The organism is Streptomyces sp. NBC_00435, assembly GCF_036014235.1.
Classification (GTDB): Bacteria; Actinomycetota; Actinomycetes; order Streptomycetales; family Streptomycetaceae; genus Streptomyces.
Window position 1 is genome coordinate 4,019,354 of record NZ_CP107924.1, and the last position, 19,697, is coordinate 4,039,050.

Annotated in this window: 10 protein-coding genes and 3 rRNA genes; 3 read left to right on the forward strand and 10 right to left on the reverse strand. The window is 68.2% G+C overall.

The genetic code is table 11. From position 1 onward, the window contains the following. Positions 1 to 51 precede the first annotated feature (51 nt). From OG389_RS18405 to OG389_RS18435, 7 genes are all read right to left on the reverse strand, one after another. Complete coding sequence (locus OG389_RS18405; RefSeq protein ID WP_328299581.1) at positions 52 to 519, reverse strand: hypothetical protein; 468 nt, start codon at positions 517 to 519, stop codon at positions 52 to 54. Between the two features lie 162 nt (positions 520 to 681). Next, positions 682 to 1,281, reverse strand: coding sequence for an ATP-binding protein (locus OG389_RS18410; RefSeq protein WP_328299582.1), 600 nt, complete (start codon positions 1,279 to 1,281; stop codon positions 682 to 684). 234 nt (positions 1,282 to 1,515) lie between these two features. After that, positions 1,516 to 1,971 carry a GNAT family N-acetyltransferase gene (locus OG389_RS18415; protein WP_328303889.1) on the reverse strand — a complete coding sequence of 152 codons (456 nt, stop codon included), beginning with the start codon at positions 1,969 to 1,971 and terminating at the stop codon, positions 1,516 to 1,518. A 373-nt stretch (positions 1,972 to 2,344) separates the two neighbouring features. Beyond that, positions 2,345 to 2,462: ribosomal RNA gene (gene rrf / locus OG389_RS18420) — 5S ribosomal RNA — on the reverse strand. A 73-nt stretch (positions 2,463 to 2,535) separates the two neighbouring features. Further along, a 23S ribosomal RNA gene (locus OG389_RS18425) occupies positions 2,536 to 5,659 on the reverse strand. Between the two features lie 284 nt (positions 5,660 to 5,943). After that, positions 5,944 to 7,468, reverse strand: a 16S ribosomal RNA gene (locus tag OG389_RS18430). The 16S, 23S and 5S rRNA genes sit together here, the layout of an rRNA operon. A gap of 572 nt (positions 7,469 to 8,040) precedes the next feature. Next, positions 8,041 to 8,577: a MarR family winged helix-turn-helix transcriptional regulator gene (locus OG389_RS18435; RefSeq protein WP_328299583.1), complete on the reverse strand. Its 537-nt coding sequence runs from the start codon at positions 8,575 to 8,577 to the stop codon at positions 8,041 to 8,043. A gap of 123 nt (positions 8,578 to 8,700) precedes the next feature. Between OG389_RS18435 and OG389_RS18440 the strand changes: the two genes are divergently transcribed. After that, complete coding sequence (locus OG389_RS18440; RefSeq protein ID WP_328303891.1) at positions 8,701 to 9,993, forward strand: MFS transporter; 1,293 nt, start codon at positions 8,701 to 8,703, stop codon at positions 9,991 to 9,993. A gap of 79 nt (positions 9,994 to 10,072) precedes the next feature. Here the strand turns inward: OG389_RS18440 and OG389_RS18445 are convergent, their stop codons facing one another. Both OG389_RS18445 and OG389_RS18450 read right to left on the reverse strand, forming a co-directional pair. Then, positions 10,073 to 11,872 carry an ATP-binding SpoIIE family protein phosphatase gene (locus OG389_RS18445; protein WP_328303893.1) on the reverse strand — a complete coding sequence of 600 codons (1,800 nt, stop codon included), beginning with the start codon at positions 11,870 to 11,872 and terminating at the stop codon, positions 10,073 to 10,075. Between the two features lie 153 nt (positions 11,873 to 12,025). After that, complete coding sequence (locus OG389_RS18450; protein WP_328299584.1) at positions 12,026 to 13,414, reverse strand: NAD(P)/FAD-dependent oxidoreductase; 1,389 nt, start codon at positions 13,412 to 13,414, stop codon at positions 12,026 to 12,028. Between the two features lie 341 nt (positions 13,415 to 13,755). On the opposite strand from OG389_RS18450, the gene OG389_RS18455 reads away from it, so the two are divergent. Continuing rightward, positions 13,756 to 14,547: a TetR/AcrR family transcriptional regulator gene (locus OG389_RS18455; protein WP_328299585.1), complete on the forward strand. Its 792-nt coding sequence runs from the start codon at positions 13,756 to 13,758 to the stop codon at positions 14,545 to 14,547. Between the two features lie 334 nt (positions 14,548 to 14,881). Next, positions 14,882 to 16,828 carry a sigma-70 family RNA polymerase sigma factor gene (locus OG389_RS18460; protein WP_328299586.1) on the forward strand — a complete coding sequence of 649 codons (1,947 nt, stop codon included), beginning with the start codon at positions 14,882 to 14,884 and terminating at the stop codon, positions 16,826 to 16,828. A gap of 468 nt (positions 16,829 to 17,296) precedes the next feature. Here OG389_RS18460 and OG389_RS18465 read toward each other — a convergent pair whose 3' ends face one another. Next, on the reverse strand, positions 17,297 to 19,564 hold the full coding sequence (locus OG389_RS18465; protein WP_328299587.1) for an asparagine synthase-related protein: 2,268 nt from the start codon (positions 19,562 to 19,564) through the stop codon (positions 17,297 to 17,299). Positions 19,565 to 19,697: the final 133 nt, after the last annotated feature.

Sequence of the window (19,697 nt, forward strand, 5' to 3'; positions counted from 1 at the left end):
TGCGACAGAGCCGAAGGGCGTGAACGTCCACAACACCGTTTAGATGTGGGATCAGATGTGGGAAGTGATGCCGGCGGCAGGGTCATGGGAGATCAACGTCAGCATCCCCGGGTAATACCGGACGGTCTCGCCGGTCAGCAGGGCCTGTCGTTGACTGGCCGTCGCGACCTCGACCAGGAACCGCAGCAGGGCAGCCACCCCCGCCCCGTCAAGGACGTCCTCGGGCCAGACGGAGAACTCGACCTCTTCTTCCCACAAGGGCAGGGCGAAGAACCACACGGCACCGAAGCGGGCCCGGAAGGCGAAACTCGTCCCCTCGCCCTCGGGTTCGTCTGCCCAGACGCGGAAGAGGTCGGTGATGGCGGGATGCACTGGATCGAGCTGGGGGTAAGGGTGCTCCACCTCCGTCTCGTCGGCTACGGCACGCAGGCGTTCGAGGACGGCGATCCACTCGACGCGGGTCGTGTCGAGGACCCGAATGTCCCTCAGGCTGCCGTCGAGATGGAAGACATCGCACATCCACGTCTCCGGCAGGCACCGCGCGCGGGTACCTCGCTCACCCGCATGGAGGCCCTGGTGCGTCAACTCGACCCACCCCCTCGCGTGCCCTCGCCCATGGCGCCAGGGTACGAGGCCGCCACCGTACGGATGATGGCGCTCCTTGGAATTGAAGGACCGCCGTCATGGCAGGATCTGCCCGGCCGGTTCAGGGGTGGGTGATCCCGCATTCCGGGTCCACTGGGGGCCGGGGAGATGAGCTTCCGCCCGGAGTCCGGGCAATGGGTGGTAGCTGAGGTGAGTAACCAGTCGACCGGATTCTGCCCGGACATCAGCTCGTGCTCTGCCGTCATGAAGGCTCTGGACGCAGCCGGGATCGAGCGCCCTTCCGGCTTCACCCACGAGGTGGTGTTCCGGCGCTGTCCCTCCCGCAAGCAGCTGAACATCGTTCGGGAGGAGGACTTCGTCTGCGTCTTCGGCGACGAGGACCTGCCGCGGGATTGGAACGTGGACCGGGCTGGGCGTTAGCGGACCGGGGGCCTGGGCCACGTGTGTCTTTCCGACCCCCACCGGCCCGAAGAAGATGTCCGACCCGCCCGCATCGAGCCAGCGGAGGACTCCGAGGTCGCGGATCCGAGCGGGTGGGAGCTTCGAGGAGACGGTGAAGACGAACTCCTCCAAGGTGACCTGCTGCTCGAACCTCGCCCGCGCCAGATGCCGCTGGGAAACGGCGATCTCACGGCGGGTGATCTCGTCCTGGCCGAAGAACTGCAGGAAGTCCACGCCCCCGAGCTCGCCGCCACAGGCCAGGCCGAGGAGGTCCGTACGCAGGTGCGGTGCACCAGGGTGGCCAGCATCGGGTCGGTGAAGACCGGGTCGCGCTGGGACCGGCACCGGCCAACTCCTCGGCCAGATCACCGAGATGTGATCGGGAGATACCGGTGAAGGCAGGATGCGCCAAGGCGGACGTACCGGCCCATGCGGACGACGCGATCCACGAACATCCCCCAATCCTCCTCACGTTCCGAGGGCGCCTGGACCTGGCTGTCGCACCATGTAGACGTCGATCGGGTCCTGGACCTCCACGGCGAACCCGTGCCGCTCGTACAGCCGCCGGGCGGCGCTGCCCTGCAGCACATTCAGGCGAACGGGCACGCCGCCGGCATCGATCCGTTCCAACAGTCTTCGCAGCACAGCCGATCCGAACCCCCGGCCCTGGAAGGCCGGAGCGAGATAGAAGTGCTCCAGCCACCACCCGTCCTCGGCCGGTCGCACAGTGACGCAGCCCGCGAAGGCGCCATCGGCCACGATGACCGACGTGTGCTGCGGGGAGAAGGAATCCCGCAGGCGCTGCCGGACCCGATGCTCGTCGAACCGTCCCAGCCGCTCCAGGTCCGGGCGCATCACCGTTGCCCGCAGCTCTGCGATCGCCTCGACATCCGCCGGCACTGCCGAACGCAGCGCCCATTCCATGGGACGACCCGGCCGTATCCCGTCCGCCCCCGCACTCGTATCCACACTCGTCTCCATGGGCCGAAGCATCTCGATCACCTCCTACCGCGCACCACGTCGTAAGCGCCTCCAGGTGGACAGCCCGCTCGTACGAGGGCGGGGTGTGCAGTCGCCGCCCACCGCTCCGCACGGCTCCCTCAGAGGTTGACGCGCTTCAGGTAGACGCGGCTGCGGTGGGGGATCGTCTGGTACCAGATCAATCAGGTGCTCGTCCTCGTACGTACCCAGCCGCACCGGGACGGGCCCGAGAAGCGGTTCCGGTACGCGGAGAAAACCCCTGAACGCAGAAAAGCCCCGTACCAGTTACCTGGTACGGGGCTTCCCCATAAAATTTGTTCGGCGGCGTCCTACTCTCCCACAGGGTCCCCCCTGCAGTACCATCGGCGCTGAAAGGCTTAGCTTCCGGGTTCGGAATGTAAACCGGGCGTTTCCCTAACGCTATGACCACCGAAACACTATGAAGTTAACCAACCGGATATGACACAGTTCGTTACTTCAGAACTAACACAGTGGACGCGAGCAACTGAGGACAAGCCCTCGGCCTATTAGTACCAGTCAGCTCCACCCGTTACCGGGCTTCCACATCTGGCCTATCAACCCAGTCGTCTACTGGGAGCCTTACCCTCTCAAGGAGGTGGGAATACTCATCTTGAAGCAGGCTTCCCGCTTAGATGCTTTCAGCGGTTATCCCTCCCGAACGTAGCCAACCAGCCATGCCCTTGGCAGGACAACTGGCACACCAGAGGTTCGTCCGTCCCGGTCCTCTCGTACTAGGGACAGCCCTTCTCAATATTCCTACGCGCACAGCGGATAGGGACCGAACTGTCTCACGACGTTCTAAACCCAGCTCGCGTACCGCTTTAATGGGCGAACAGCCCAACCCTTGGGACCGACTCCAGCCCCAGGATGCGACGAGCCGACATCGAGGTGCCAAACCATCCCGTCGATATGGACTCTTGGGGAAGATCAGCCTGTTATCCCCGGGGTACCTTTTATCCGTTGAGCGACGGCGCTTCCACAAGCCACCGCCGGATCACTAGTCCCGACTTTCGTCCCTGCTCGACCCGTCGGTCTCACAGTCAAGCTCCCTTGTGCACTTACACTCAACACCTGATTGCCAACCAGGCTGAGGGAACCTTTGGGCGCCTCCGTTACTTTTTGGGAGGCAACCGCCCCAGTTAAACTACCCATCAGACACTGTCCCTGATCCGGATCACGGACCGAGGTTAGACATCCAGCACGACCAGAGTGGTATTTCAACGACGACTCCACCCCAACTGGCGTCGGGGCTTCAAAGTCTCCCACCTATCCTACACAAGCCGAACCGAACACCAATATCAAACTATAGTAAAGGTCCCGGGGTCTTTCCGTCCTGCTGCGCGAAACGAGCATCTTTACTCGTAGTGCAATTTCACCGGGCCTATGGTTGAGACAGTCGAGAAGTCGTTACGCCATTCGTGCAGGTCGGAACTTACCCGACAAGGAATTTCGCTACCTTAGGATGGTTATAGTTACCACCGCCGTTTACTGGCGCTTAAGTTCTCAGCTTCGCCACACCGAAATGTGACTAACCGGTCCCCTTAACGTTCCAGCACCGGGCAGGCGTCAGTCCGTATACATCGCCTTACGGCTTCGCACGGACCTGTGTTTTTAGTAAACAGTCGCTTCTCGCTGGTCTCTGCGGCCACCCCCAGCTCACGGAGTAAATCCGATCACCAGTGATGGCCCCCCTTCTCCCGAAGTTACGGGGGCATTTTGCCGAGTTCCTTAACCATAGTTCACCCGAACGCCTCGGTATTCTCTACCTGACCACCTGAGTCGGTTTAGGGTACGGGCCGCCATGAAACTCGCTAGAGGCTTTTCTCGACAGCATAGGATCATCCACTTCACCACAATCGGCTCGGCATCAGGTCTCAGCCTTATATGAGGGACGGATTTGCCTACCCCTCGGCCTACACCCTTACCCCGGGACTACCACCGCCCGGGCTGGACTACCTTCCTGCGTCACCCCATCGCTTACCTACTACAAGTCTGGTCCGCCGGCTCCACCACTTTCCTTTCCCCGAAGGGTCCGGAACGGCTTCACGGGCTTAGCATCGCCTGATTCGATATTGGGCGTTTCAAAGCGGGTACCGGAATATCAACCGGTTGTCCATCGACTACGCCTGTCGGCCTCGCCTTAGGTCCCGACTTACCCTGGGCAGATCAGCTTGACCCAGGAACCCTTAGTCAATCGGCGCACACGTTTCTCACGTGTGTATCGCTACTCATGCCTGCATTCTCACTCGTGAACCGTCCACAACTAGCTTCCGCTGCTGCTTCACCCGGCACACGACGCTCCCCTACCCATCACAGCGGGCGTTGGCCCTATAGCTGCAATGACACGACTTCGGCGGTACGCTTGAGCCCCGCTACATTGTCGGCGCGGAATCACTTGACCAGTGAGCTATTACGCACTCTTTCAAGGGTGGCTGCTTCTAAGCCAACCTCCTGGTTGTCTCTGCGACTCCACATCCTTTCCCACTTAGCGTACGCTTAGGGGCCTTAGTCGATGCTCTGGGCTGTTTCCCTCTCGACCATGGAGCTTATCCCCCACAGTCTCACTGCCACGCTCTCACTTACCGGCATTCGGAGTTTGGCTAAGGTCAGTAACCCGGTAGGGCCCATCGCCTATCCAGTGCTCTACCTCCGGCAAGAAACACGTGACGCTGCACCTAAATGCATTTCGGGGAGAACCAGCTATCACGGAGTTTGATTGGCCTTTCACCCCTAACCACAGGTCATCCCCCAGGTTTTCAACCCTGGTGGGTTCGGTCCTCCACGAAGTCTTACCTCCGCTTCAACCTGCCCATGGCTAGATCACTCCGCTTCGGGTCTAGAGCGTGCAACTCAATCGCCCTATTCGGACTCGCTTTCGCTACGGCTTCCCCACACGGGTTAACCTCGCTACACACCGCTAACTCGCAGGCTCATTCTTCAAAAGGCACGCAGTCACGACCGTTATTCCGAAGAATAACGGCGACGCTCCCACGGCTTGTAGGCACACGGTTTCAGGTACTATTTCACTCCGCTCCCGCGGTACTTTTCACCATTCCCTCACGGTACTATCCGCTATCGGTCACCAGGGAATATTTAGGCTTAGCGGGTGGTCCCGCCAGATTCACACGGGATTTCTCGGGCCCCGTGCTACTTGGGAGATTCTTAAGCAAGCCGCTGATGTTTCGTCTACGGGGGTCTTACCCTCTACGCCGGACCTTTCGCATGTCCTTCGACTACATCAACGGTTTCTGACTCGCCGACCGGCCGGCAGACCGATCAAAAGAATTCCCACAACCCCGCATGCGCAACCCCTGCCGGGTATCACACGCATACGGTTTGGCCTCATCCGGTTTCGCTCGCCACTACTCCCGGAATCACGGTTGTTTTCTCTTCCTGCGGGTACTGAGATGTTTCACTTCCCCGCGTTCCCTCCACACTGCCTATGTGTTCAGCAGTGGGTGACAGCCCATGACGACTGCCGGGTTTCCCCATTCGGACACCCCCGGATCAAAGCTCAGTTGGCAGCTCCCCGGGGCCTATCGCGGCCTCTCACGTCCTTCATCGGTTCCTGGTGCCAAGGCATCCACCGTGCGCCCTTAAAAACTTGGCCTACAGATGCTCGCGTCCACTGTGTAGTTCTCAAGCAACGACCAGCCACCCATCACCCCCATCCGAAGATGAAGTTCACTGGGGCCGGCATCGCAGAAGGACAGCCTTTCGGCCGTACCCTCAGATACCCAACAACGTGCCAAGCACGATCCCCCATCAGTGAGTCACTTTCCACGCCGAAGCAGTACTTGTGATCCATCAAGGAAACCGTGCCAACTAATCAACGTTCCACCCATGAGCTGACCGTGCAGAACATTTGTCTGCAATCGGTACTGTGCTCCTTAGAAAGGAGGTGATCCAGCCGCACCTTCCGGTACGGCTACCTTGTTACGACTTCGTCCCAATCGCCAGTCCCACCTTCGACAGCTCCCTCCCTTACGGGTTGGGCCACCGGCTTCGGGTGTTACCGACTTTCGTGACGTGACGGGCGGTGTGTACAAGGCCCGGGAACGTATTCACCGCAGCAATGCTGATCTGCGATTACTAGCAACTCCGACTTCATGGGGTCGAGTTGCAGACCCCAATCCGAACTGAGACCGGCTTTTTGAGATTCGCTCCACCTCACGGTATCGCAGCTCATTGTACCGGCCATTGTAGCACGTGTGCAGCCCAAGACATAAGGGGCATGATGACTTGACGTCGTCCCCACCTTCCTCCGAGTTGACCCCGGCGGTCTCCTGTGAGTCCCCATCACCCCGAAGGGCATGCTGGCAACACAGGACAAGGGTTGCGCTCGTTGCGGGACTTAACCCAACATCTCACGACACGAGCTGACGACAGCCATGCACCACCTGTATACCGACCACAAGGGGGGCACTATCTCTAATGCTTTCCGGTATATGTCAAGCCTTGGTAAGGTTCTTCGCGTTGCGTCGAATTAAGCCACATGCTCCGCTGCTTGTGCGGGCCCCCGTCAATTCCTTTGAGTTTTAGCCTTGCGGCCGTACTCCCCAGGCGGGGAACTTAATGCGTTAGCTGCGGCACCGACGACGTGGAATGTCGCCAACACCTAGTTCCCAACGTTTACGGCGTGGACTACCAGGGTATCTAATCCTGTTCGCTCCCCACGCTTTCGCTCCTCAGCGTCAGTAATGGCCCAGAGATCCGCCTTCGCCACCGGTGTTCCTCCTGATATCTGCGCATTTCACCGCTACACCAGGAATTCCGATCTCCCCTACCACACTCTAGCTAGCCCGTATCGAATGCAGACCCGAGGTTAAGCCTCGGGCTTTCACATCCGACGTGACAAGCCGCCTACGAGCTCTTTACGCCCAATAATTCCGGACAACGCTTGCGCCCTACGTATTACCGCGGCTGCTGGCACGTAGTTAGCCGGCGCTTCTTCTGCAGGTACCGTCACTTTCGCTTCTTCCCTGCTGAAAGAGGTTTACAACCCGAAGGCCGTCATCCCTCACGCGGCGTCGCTGCATCAGGCTTTCGCCCATTGTGCAATATTCCCCACTGCTGCCTCCCGTAGGAGTCTGGGCCGTGTCTCAGTCCCAGTGTGGCCGGTCGCCCTCTCAGGCCGGCTACCCGTCGTCGCCTTGGTGGGCCATTACCCCACCAACAAGCTGATAGGCCGCGGGCTCATCCTTCACCGCCGGAGCTTTTAACCCCCACCCATGCAGGCAGGAGTGTTATCCGGTATTAGACCCCGTTTCCAGGGCTTGTCCCAGAGTGAAGGGCAGATTGCCCACGTGTTACTCACCCGTTCGCCACTAATCCACCCCGAAGGGCTTCATCGTTCGACTTGCATGTGTTAAGCACGCCGCCAGCGTTCGTCCTGAGCCAGGATCAAACTCTCCATGAATGTTTACCCGTAATCGGGTGCACACGCACTTAGAGCGGGACAGTCATGTCGGAATAAGACCGACCGTCCACTGCATCCTCGCTGTGTAATTGCCTGCAAGCATCACAGCCGAAGCCGCGACCCCACAGGTCTTTTTCAAAGGAACCTCATCCACCGAAATGGACGGGGTATCAACTTTTGGCGTTGATTTTTGGCACGCTGTTGAGTTCTCAAGGAACGGACGCTTCCTTTGTACTCACCCTCTCGGGCTTTCCTCCGGGCGCTTCCTTCGTTCTTGTGTCTCCGACTCTATCAGACTCTTTCGGGCCTGACTCCCAGTCAGCGGGGTTTGTCTTCCGGGCTGTTGGGCCCTTCCGACTCCCGAACTCTAGTGGATTTCCCGGGCGATTCATAATCGGCCTTCGGAAATGAATTCGGGCATGCCGAATACGTTCCCGGTGGGAGATCGTGCTGAGTTGGGTGCCGCAACGAGGCGGCGGGATTCGTTGTCACCGAAACCTTTCGGCTCAGGGACAACTCGAAGAACCTTACGGATCCGCGAGTCCTGTGTCAACCCGGGACCCGTACCGGGCTCAGTGCGGGGACTGGAGGTCCTCTACGCGGTCCAGGAGGCGGGTGAGCATGTCGCCCAGTACCCCGCGCTCCGCCGTGGAGAGGTCCTGGAGGAGCTCCTCCTCGAAGACCGTCGCCGCGCGCATCGCGTCCAGCCACTTGCTGCGGCCCTCCGCGGTGAGCTCCACGATCACACGGACGCGGTTGTTCTCGTCCCGCTCGCGCGTGACCAGCGCTTCCGCCGTCATGCGGTCGATCCGGTGGGTCATCGCCGCCGGCGTGAGGCCCAGCTGCTTCGCGAGCTCGCTGGGGCCCATCCGGTACGGGGCTCCGGAGAGCACGAGGGCCTTGAGGACCTCCCACTCCGCGTTGCTGATGCCCAGGGCGGCGGTCTGGCGGCCGTACGCGACGTTCATCCGGCGGTTCAGGCGGCTCAGGGCCGAGACGACCTTCTCGACCTGGGGGTCGAGGTCCTGGAACTCGCGCTGATAGACGGCGATCTGTTCGTCGAGGCTCGGCTCGTGGACGGGCGCAGTGCCGTCGGGGGTATCACCCATGGTCCGAAGTATGGCACGAGCCCGTTGGCATCTAACTCCTTCGGTGTGTAGAGTTAAGGATCGAACTTTAGGTATGAAGTCTTCAAGCTTCAGCAATCAAGGTGGTGAGAAGTGACCAAGGTGATGGGCGCTGCGATGCGGAGGATCCAGGCCGGGAACGCGTTGACCGCGTTCGGTATCGGCTTCACGGTTCCGTTCCTCTACGTCTACGCGGCGAAGGTGCGAGAGCTGGACCCCATGTGGGCGACGGGAACGTTCATGACGTTCGCACTCGGTGCGCTTCTCGCGCTGCCCTTCACCGGGCGGGTGATCGACCGGCGCGGCCCGGTCCCCGTCGTCATCGGCGCGGCCGTCGTCGCGTCGCTCGGGGCTCTGTCGCTCGGGCTCTCCACGGGCGTGGTCGCGATCCTGCTCTCCGCGCTCGCGCTGGGCGCCGGTCAGGCCGTCATGCAGCCGGCGCTGGCCACGATGATCGTGCGGTGCTCCACGCCCGCCACCCGGACCCGCGCCTTCGCCCTCCAGTTCTTCATGCAGAACCTGGGCCTGGGCATCGGTGGTCTCATCGGCGGGCTCATCGTCGACGAGAGCCGTCCCGGCAGCTTCACCCTGCTCTTCGGCATCGAGGCAGTGATGTTCCTGGTCCTGGCCGGGGTCATCGCCACCGTGCGGATGCCGCAGGTGCCGGCCATCAGCAGTGCGCTGGCCAAGGACGCGGCGCAGCGGGGCGGCGGCTGGAAGCGGCTGATGGAGCACAAGGCCATGGTGCAGTTCTGCGTGCTCGGCTTCGTCCTCTTCTTCGCCTGTTACGGACAGTTCGAGTCGGGTCTGGCCGCCTTCGGTACCGAGGCCGCCGGGATCTCGCCCTCCACCCTCGGTTTCGCGCTCGCCGCCAACACCGGCGCGATCGTGCTGGCCCAGTTCGTCGTGCTGCGGCTCGTCGAGAACCACCGCCGGTCCCGGGTGATCGCGCTCGTCGGCCTGATCTGGACCGGCGCGTGGATCATCGCCGCCTTCTCCGGGCTGGGACACGGCAGCGCGGTCATGGCCGCGGCCGCGTTCGTCACCACGTACGCGCTCTTCGGCATCGGCGAGGCCATGCTGTCGCCGACCCTGGCGCCGCTGGTGGCCGATCTGGCGCCGGAGGGTTCCGTGGGCCAGTACAACTCGGCCTTCGCCCTGGTCAAGCAGATGGCTCTGGCGCTCGGGCCGCTCGGTGTGCCGCTGGCCGCGGGGCTGCCGATGCTCTACATCGGTGTCTTCGTCGTGGTCTCGCTGGGCATCGCCGGACTGGCGCTGCGTCTCGGCAAGCAGCTGACGCCGCTGCAGGACAACCCGTCACTGGCCCGGAGCACGGTTGTGGCCGGGTCGGCGGGGCCGGCGGAGCCCGCGAAGGTCTCCGCGCCCGTGCCCGCGTAGGTGTGCGCGTAGGTATAGAGGTGCAGGCGTAAGTCAGAAGGCCCCGGTCCTGTGGACCGGGGCCTTCCGCGCGTCCGGACTACTTGTCCTTGTCCGGGAGGGCGAACTCGCACCAGACGGCCTTTCCGCCGCCCGGGGTGCGGCGGGAGCCCCAGGCCGAGGCGATCGTGGCGACGATGGAGATGCCGCGGCCGGTCTCGTCGGCCGGTTCGGCGCGGCGGCGGCGTGGGAGGTGGTCGTCCCCGTCGGTGACCTCGATGATCAGGCGGCGGTCGGTGCGGCGCAGGCGCAGGCGCATGGGCGGGGTGCCGTGCTGGAGGGAGTTGGCGACGAGCTCGCTCGCGGCCAGGACCCCCAGGTCGCACAGCTCCACCGGGAAGCGCCAGGAGGCGAGGACGCCTTGGGCGAAGGCGCGGGCGCGCGGGGCTGCTTCGACGCCGCCGAGGAGTTCGAGGGCGGCGTTGTGGAAGAGCTCGGCGTCGGATCCGGTGCGGGCGGGCTGCTGGAGGACCATCACGGCGACGTCGTCGTCGTGGTCGGCGTCGACCCCGAGGGCGCGCATCAGGCGGTCGCAGATCACGGCGGGGGTGCCCTGGGCGCCGGAGAGGGCGCGTTCCAGGGCGGCGACGCCTTCGTCGATGTCCTCGCCGCGACGTTCGACCAGGCCGTCGGTGTAGAGGACGGCGGTGGAGCCGGGACCCAGTGCGATGGTGCCCGAGGTGTGGAGCCAGCCGCCGGTGCCGAGCGGCGGGCCGGTGGGGTCGGCGGCGCGGCGGACGGTGCCGTCCTCGTCACGGACCAGGATCGGGAGGTGGCCGGCGGAGGCGTACGCGAGGAGGCCTTCGTTGGGGTCGTGGACGGCGTAGACGCAGGTGGCGATCTGGCTGGCGTCGATCTCGGCGGCCAGTCCGTCGAGGAGCTGCAGGACCTCGTGGGGCGGCAGGTCCAGGCGGGCGTACGCGCGGACGGCGGTGCGGAGCTGGCCCATGACGGCGGCGGCGCGGACCCCGCGGCCCATGACGTCGCCGATGACGAGGGCGGTGCGGCCGGCGCCGAGGGTGATGACGTCGTACCAGTCGCCGCCGACCGCGGCCTCGGTGCCGCCGGGCTGGTAGGTCGCGGCGACGCGCAGGTCGTCGGGCTGCTCCAGTTCCTGCGGGAGGAGGGAGCGCTGGAGGGTGACGGCGGCCTCGCGCTGGCGGCGCTCGCTCGCCCGCAGCCGCTCCACGGCCTCGGCGTGGTCGGTGACGTCGGCGAGGTGGATCAGGACCCCGGTGTGGATCTCCGCTTCGTGCGCGGCTTCCGTCTTGGGGAACTCGACCGGGGTGCAGGTGACCGTGTACGAGCTGGTGCCGCCGGGCGCGCTGCGGTTCTTGGCGGTACGGGGCTTGCCGCTGCGCTGGACCTGGTCGAGGAGAGGGAGCAGGCCGAGCTCGCCGAGCTCGGGGAGGGCCACGTGCGCGGGGGCGCCCGGGGGGCGCGCGCCGAAGCCGGAGGTGTAGGCGTCGTTGACGTAGGCGACGCGGTGCTCGGGGCCGTGCACGAGGGCGACGAGGGCCGGGAGGCGGCCGAGGACCTCGCGTACGGAGAGTTCGTCGAGGGAGGGGACGGGCGCCGCGGGGCCTCCCGTACCGCGCGCGGCGGCGGTCGCGGCCGTGACGGTGGCGGTGGCGGTGGCCGTGGCCGAGCCGGTGCCGGTGCCGCGGACCGTGGGGTCGGCGGGGCCGCCGTCCTGGCAGGTCGCGGAATGGCCGACGGCGCCGCGGGCCGCCGGGACCGAGCCCTCGCCCCGTTTGGCCTGGGCGGCGGCGTGTTCGGACCGGGCGGCGGCGCGACGCTGCGTTCCGGGAAACCGGGCGCTCCAGCGCGTGAAGTTCACTGCGTTCAAGCCTCGTGGTGTCGCTCGTGGTCGCTGTGTCACTCGGTGGCGATCGGGTGGCACTCGGATGTCACGCTGATGTCACTCTGTGCAGGTGTGAGCCCACCTATGGTCACACGTCCAGTGTGGCGGACGGCACTGACAGCATCAGCCTCAGCTCTTCTTCGGAGGGTCCTTGGGGTCTCCACCCGCGGCGAGTTCGAATTCTGCTCTGGGGTGTTCGAGGGATCCCAGGGAGACGATCTCGCGTTTGAAGAGACCGGAGAGCGTCCACTCGGCGAGCACGCGCGTCTTCCGGTTGAGGGTGGGGACGCGGCTGAGGTGGTAGGCGCGGTGCATGAGCCAGGCCGGGTAGCCCTTGAGCTTGCGGCCGTAGACGTGCGCGACGCCCTTGTGGAGGCCGAGGGAGGCGACGGATCCGGCGTACTTGTGGGCGTACTCGGTGAGGAGTCCGCCGCGCAGGGACGATACGAGGTTGTCGGCGAGCACCTTGGCCTGGCGGACGGCGTGCTGGGCGTTGGGGGCGCAGGCGACCCCCTTCTCCGGGGCCGTGATGTCGGGGACGGAGGCCGCGTCCCCGGCGGCCCAGGCGTGTTCGACGCCCTCGACCGTGAGGAAGGAGGTGCAGGCCAGCCGGCCGCGGTCGGTCTTGGGCAGGTCGCTGGCGGCGAGGATCGGGTGCGGTTTGACGCCGGCGGTCCACACGACCGTGCGGGTGGGGAAGCGGGAGCCGTCGCTGAGGACGGCGACGCGGTTCTCGCAGGATTCGAGCCGGGTCTCCAGGCGCAGGTCGATGCCGCGGCGGCGCAGTTCGCGGATCGTGTAGGTGCCCATCTCGGGGCCGACCTCGGGGAGGATCCGGTCGCTGGCCTCGACCAGCACCCACTTCATGTCCTCGGGCTTGACGTTGTGGTAGTAGCGGGCGGCGTAGCGCGCCATGTCCTCCAGCTCGCCGAGGGCCTCGACGCCTGCGTAGCCGCCGCCGACGAAGACGAAGGTGAGGGCGGCGTCGCGCAGGGCGGGATCGCGGGTGGAGGAGGCGATGTCCATCTGCTCGATGACGTGGTTGCGCAGGCCGATGGCCTCTTCCACGGTCTTGAATCCGATGGCGTAGTCCGCGAGTCCCGGGATGGGGAGGGTGCGGGAGACGGAACCGGGGGCGAGGACGAGTTCGTCGTACTCGATCTCGACGGGGGTCCCGCCTTCCTCGGAGGTGGCGAGGGTGGAGACCGTCGCCGTCCGTTTCGCGTGGTCGATGTGTCTCGCCTCGCCGATGACGATGCGGCACTTCGCGAGGACGCGGCGGAGCGGGACCACCACGTGCCGCGGGGAAATGGAGCCGGCCGCCGCCTCGGGGAGGAAGGGCTGATACGTCATGTAGGGCTCGGGAGTGACCACCGTGACCTCGGCCTCGCCGGCTCTCAGCTTTCGCTGGAGTCGGAGCGCCGTGTACATGCCTACGTAGCCGCCGCCGACGATCAGGATCCGCGTGCGGGGCGGGGTACCGGGGGCCGTGCCCCGGGAGTTAGCAGCCTTCACCATCCCATGACGCAACGTGGCCGGGAGTTTGTCCACAGCCCCGACAAATTGTGTGACCGGAGATGTCGGCGGGTCGGGGTTGTCCCGGGGTGCTGATGGAGGTGAAGGTACGCAGGTCAGGCCGTGCGGAGTGGGTGATTCCGGGGGCTTGGAACGGAAAAGTGGGGGTGAATGCTCCGATCGGGCGGTGGTCCGTCCGGGGCTGCCTCTTCTGAATTGACTCTGGCTCAACTATGTTCGTATCTCGTCGAGAGTAGGACCAGGGCCCACATGACCGTGGCCCCACTCGACACGAAGGCGGGGAGTGTCTCCGGGGGGAGACAAATGATTACCGGGGGAAACATATGCACATTTCCGATTTCCATGCTTCTGCCACCGCTCTGTCGTCGGCCGCGGCCGCGACGGACAGCCACGGCCGACTGATGGCGGGCGGCGCAACCACGCACGGCGTGGGCCGCTCCACGCCGCTGCGCGTCGACGCACAGCGCAACCTCGAACACGTACTGCGCGCGGCCCGCGAGGTCTTCGGGGAGCTCGGCTACGGGGCTCCGATGGAGGACGTCGCACGGCGCGCACGGGTCGGCGTCGGCACCGTCTACCGGCGGTTCCCGAGCAAGGACGTCCTGGTCCGCCGGATAGCCGAGGAGGAGACCTCCCGGCTGACGGAACAGGCCCGTACCGCGCTCGGCCAGGAGGAGGAGCCCTGGCAGGCGCTGTCGTGCTTCCTGCGCACCTCCGTGGCCTCCGGCGCCGGACGGCTGCTGCCGCCGCAGGTGCTGCGGGTGGGCGGGCCCGGCGAGGACGGGGCCGACGAGGAGGCCGCGCGGGTTCCGCACCAGCGTCAGGCCGTCGCGTCCGGCGGGGCGCCCGACCTGCGGGTCGTCGGTACCGCGCGGACCGGGCTGGAGGACGAGCCCTCGGACGACGCGGGCGCCGGTGAGCTGCTGGAGGTCGTCGGCCGCCTGGTGGACCGGGCGCGGGAGGCCGGTGAGCTGCGCACGGATGTCACGGTGGCCGATGTGCTGCTGGTGATAGCCACGGCCGCGCCCGCGCTGCCGGACGCGGCGCAGCAGGCGGCGGCTTCCGCCCGGCTGCTGGACATCCTGCTCGAGGGTCTGCGGTCCCGGACCGCGTAGCCCGGGTCGGTGCGGCTCGCGGGCCTCTGGGTTCGCGGGCGGCACGGCCTGGGGTGTGCGCGCCGGGTGCGCCGGCCGGGTGGTGCCGGCCGGGTGGTGCCGGCTCGGCGGCGGTGGTGCCGGCCCGGCGGCGGCGCGGGACGGCTGGTGTGGTCGCGGGCGTCAACCGGGTCGCTCTCATGACCGATCGCTCGAACGGGTGAGGCTGCGTACGGCGATTCGCCTGGTCTTGCACGGATGAGTGGATGGTGTGGAGAGCGGTCCACCGCGTATCCGCCGTGTGACACGCTGGATCGGTGTACCGGTTCGAGTGTGTCCTGCGGGGGCTTCCGCGATGAGCGTTGACGGGCGGGAAGAGCCGCACGGTGGCACCGGCGCCGAGGTCGAGTCGGGCAGCCTGCCCGCGCGGCAGGTACCGGCGCAGCGCGAACCGGGCGGGCGCCACGCCGCCGGTTCGAGCGGCGAACTGCCACCGTCCGACGGTGACTTGATCGCCCGGATGCGCGGTGGCGACGACGGCGCCTACGCGGAGCTGTTCCGCCGGCACGCCGACGCCGTGCGCCGCTACGCCCGCACCTGCTGCCGCGACGGGCACACCGCCGACGATCTGACGGCCGAGGTGTTCGCGCGGACCCTCCAGGCCGTACGGGGCGGGGCGGGTCCGGACCAGTCGGTGCGCGCCTACCTGCTGACCACCGTGCGCCGCGTCGCCGCCGCCTGGACGAAAACAGCGAAGCGGGAGCATCTGGTCGAGGACTTCGCGCTGTTCGCGGAGCAGGCGGTCGGAGCCGGCGACAGCGCGGTCGGGCTGACCGGGGACGACACCCTGGAACTCGGCGCCGATGTGCGGGCGATGCACGAGGCGGAGCAGACCCTCGCCATGCAGGCCTTCCGGAGCCTGCCCGAGCGGTGGCAGGCCGTGCTCTGGCACACCACCGTCGAGGAGGCTTCGCCGAGCGCGATCGCCCCGCTCTTCGGGCTGAGCGCCAACGCCACCGCGGTACTGGCCAGCCGGGCCCGCGAAGGCCTCAAGCAGGCATACCTCCAGGCTCATGTGAGCACCGCGCTGAGTTCGGGCGGCGACTGCGCCCGGTACGCCGACCGGCTGGGGGCGTACGCCCGCGGGGGTCTGCGGATGCGGGCCGAGCGGGGGCTGCGCAAGCACCTGGAGGAGTGCGCCCAGTGCCGGCTCGCCGCCGGGGAACTCAAGGACGTCAACGCGGGCATTCCCGCGCTGCTGCCGGTCGCCGTCATCGGGTGGTTCGCCGCCGGGTACGCGGCCAAGGCGGCCGGAGTGGTGGCCGGCGGTGCCGTCGCGGCGGGCGGTGCCGGGGCGGCCGCGGCCGCCGTGGGCGGGTCGACAGCTGGAGCCGGAGCTGGAGCTGGAGCCGCTGGTGGTGCCGCTGGTGGGGCCGGGTCCGGTGGGGTCGGCGGAGCCGTGGCTTCGGAGGGGCTGGGGCTGCCTGCCAAGGCCGCCATCGCCGCCGGGGTCGTGGTCGCCGCGGCCGCCGGGGTGGTGTTCGCGCTGGCCGGTGACGACGCCGACCCGCCCGCCCGGGCGAACCCCGCGCCGAGCATGGCCGCGCCGGTCGCACCGGTGCCGCGCCGGTCGGCCCCCGCCGCGCAGGAGCCGAGCCCGTCGCAGGCGCAGCCGCCGCCCGCGCGGGGATCCGTACCGCCCCCGAGGGGGACGACGACCCCGTCGGCGCCGGCCGCCGCGCCGGCCGTGCCGGAGCCCTCACGGAGCCGGGAGCGGCCTTCGTCCGCGCCGAGTCCGAAGCCGGCTCCGAGGCCGACCCCCACCCCGGAGCCGACGCCGAAGCCCCCCGTGCCGCCGCGGGACCCGCAGGGGTTCCGGCTGTCCTCCCTGGGCCACTCCGTCTACGGGGACCACGACGGCCCCGAGATCGAGACCTGGCGGAGCACTTGGGTGTGGCAGCGGTGGGGGCTGAAGGTCGGCGACCAGCGCTTCTCGCAGGGGATCACCGTCAACTCCCGTTCCTCCGTGGAGATCACCCTCAACCGGCAGTGCGTGAACTTCTCCGCGCGGGCCGGGGTGGACGGGCTGTCGCTGTACACGGACGGCGAGGTGCGCTTCTCCGTGTACGCGGACGGTCAGCGCCTGTGGCAGTCGGGGGCCCTGGGCTTCGGGGACCCGGCGGCGAGCGTGTCCGTCCCCCTCACCGGGCACAGGACGCTGCGCCTGGTCGTGGAGCGCGCCGGGGACGGCCGGCTGCCGACCCTGGCGAGCTGGGCCGACGCCGTCATCAGCTGCCGCTGAGGGTGGCGGTGCCGGTGGCGGGTCTCGTCACGGCCCTCGGTGATGCCGAGGATTCGGTACAGCACGGGGCCAATTCTGCCGGGTGCGGGGTGGCTCCGCCGGGCTGTGGTGTTCCCGCCCCGGGGTCCTGGATGCCCTGAGCGCCAGTCAGCCGGGCCCGGACGCGGGGCGCCGGCGTGGTCGCCGGGGGCTCGTTGGTGCGGGGCTGATGGCGGGACCGGCTCGTACGGGCCAGGAGCCGGGGAGCTCGCGGCCCGGGAACAAGGGGGCCTGGAGACCCGGCAGCGGGCCCGGGGAACCGACGAACCGAGAAGCCGCGGACCGGGCTACGGGCTACGGATGAACGGAATCCGGGAACCGCAGACCAGGCGGCCAAGGCACCCGGCTGGCCGGACTCGGGCCGAGCAGGCCGAGTTCAGATGGACGACGCCCGGCCCGGCGGGGGACCCGGCCCCCGCCGCCCCCGCCTCAGGACAGAGCCGGCCTTCGGAGGGGGACGCCCGTGGGGACCGCTCGGCGGCGGGGGGTGGAGGTGCCGGTCCAGCAAGTGCCCCGGCGGGCCAGGAGGCGGCCGAGCCACAGTTCCATCGAGACGAGTTCGGCCAGGCCGTCCAGCGGGACCGGGCGGCCGTCCGCCGCGTCGAGGAGGGCCTGGCGGACGACCCGGGCCTCGATCAGGCCCGCGTCCGCGAGGAGGGGGGCGGAGAAGAGCGCGAGGAGGTCGGGGAGGGCCGTGCGCAGGCCCAGGCGGGTCGCCGACTCGTTCGGGGCGTGGGCCGAGGCGCCCCACCCCGGGGGGAGTTCGCGGACGCCGGCCGAGGACAGGACGCTGCGCAGGATCGCCGCCCGCGCGCCGGGCTGCACGCGCAGGGACTCGGGCAGGGCGCGGGCGGCCCGTACGACCTGGTTGTCCAGGAACGGGGCGTGCAGGCGCTGGCTGCGGACCTCCACGGCCTGCTCGAAGACCCGGTGGTCGGCGGCGTGGCGGGCCAGGACGGCGCGGGCCCGGGCCTCCCCCGGGCGCAGGGAGAGGGGAGGGCGGCCCGCGGCGGCGGTGAGGCGGATCGATACCTCGGCCAGGGCTTCGCCCGTCAGCCAGGCCGCCGCCGGGCCCGGCCGGGACCAGGTCAGGGCCGCGAGCGAGGCGTCGACGGGGGAGGAGGGGCCGGTGACGGCTCCGCCCTCGCGCAGCCGGGCCGCCGCCGCCTCCATGCCCGCGCGGTACGGCGTACGGGCCAGGCGGCGGGCGGCCGCGTACACGGTGAGCGGGACCAGCAGGGAATCACCGGGGGAGGAGCGGGCCAGGGCGGCGACCGGGCGCAGCAGGTGGCGCCGGCGCCGGTCGAGCAGGAGGTCGGCGAGCCGGGCGGGGTGGGCGTCGAGGACCTGGCGGGCTCCGTGGCCGGTGAAGTGGTCGGCCGAGCCGGCCGAGAGGCGGCGCCGCTCGCGGGCGGCGGAGATGAGGGAGGGGCCGGGTTCGTCGGTCAGGGGTCCGTCGAGGTCCGCGTAGGGGAGGGCTTCCTCGGCGGCGGCCACGACCACGTGGTGCAGGCGGGGGTTGGCGGCGATGGAGTGGGCGCGTTCCAGTTCGCCCTCGCGGCCCTCGGGGGTGGCGAGGTCGTTGAAGGTGACGGCGAGGAGGCGTTCGCCGGTGCGGCCGAGGAGCGCGCCCGGCGCCCCGGGGAGTCCGGCGGCCAGCAGGGCGAGGGTCGCGGAGGCGCTGCCTCCGGAGAGGTCGGCGCCGACTCCGGGGACGGGTGCGGGGGCGCCGCGTGCCGCGCGCCGGTCGGCGGGGCCCATCCCGGGGACGGGCCCGGGGTCGTAGGGCAGTGTCTCGGGGGCATGGCGGGGAGCCGTGAGCCGGGCGCGCACCGCGTCGACCAACGCTTCCCGTACGCCCTCCACCGCGCGCTCGGGGTCGGCCGCCGGGGCGGCCACCGCGAGGGAGGCCACCGGCTCGTACCCGGTGATCTCCCGCGAGCCCTCGCGCAGGATCAGCGCGTGGCCGGGCGGGATACGGCGTACGCCGACGTACGGTGTGCCGTCGCCCAGCGCCTCCGGGCTGTCGGGGCAGGCCAGCAGGGCGGCGAGATGGCCGATGTCGAGCTGCGCCTCGATCAGGTCGGCGAGCGGGAGGGCGGCGGTGGCGTAGGCGGTCCCGCTGGCCCAGGGCGTGTAGAAGACGGGCCGGGCACCCGCGAGATCGCCGACGACGGTGATGCGGCGGCCGGCCTGGACGACGGCCGTGTAGCTGCCGGGCCACTGGGTGAGGTGGCGCAGCGCGCCGCCGCGGGCGGCGTAGAGGGCGCGGCGCAGTTCCTCGTCGGTGGCGCCGCAGCAGCCGAGGACGGCGAGCCGGGTGAAGGGGTCGGCGGGGTCGGCGGTGAGGGTGCGGATCTCGTCCGGGCGCCAGTCGCCGACGGCCCAGAGGGGGTCGGGGTCGCCCCACAGGAGCTGGGCGCCCACGGGGACGACGGTGCGGTCGGCCTCGGGGGCGGCCGGGTCGTCGGGGTGGGTGGCGTCGGCGAGGCCGCCGCGGACCGGGCCGTCGCCCCACCCGTCGGGGCCGGAGCCGTGGCCGGAGCCGTATCCGGAACCGCTGCCGCTGCCGTACGCCTGGCCGTTGCCCGAGGCGTAGGCGCCCTGGTGGGAGGCGTGCGCGGCGGCTTGGCCCGCGACCCGTCCGGCCGTGCCGAAGCTCGCGGCGATACTGCTCCAACCCACCAACCAGCGCACCGCCGCCTCCACAGCCTGTGGGCACATGACCGGGGCACGAACGGCACGGTCAGCGCTCTGGGCGCGACCGGCGGGACCCCGGGTGGCTCGGGGTCCATGCTGCCACGAGACAGGCGTGCGAGAGGGGTTAAGG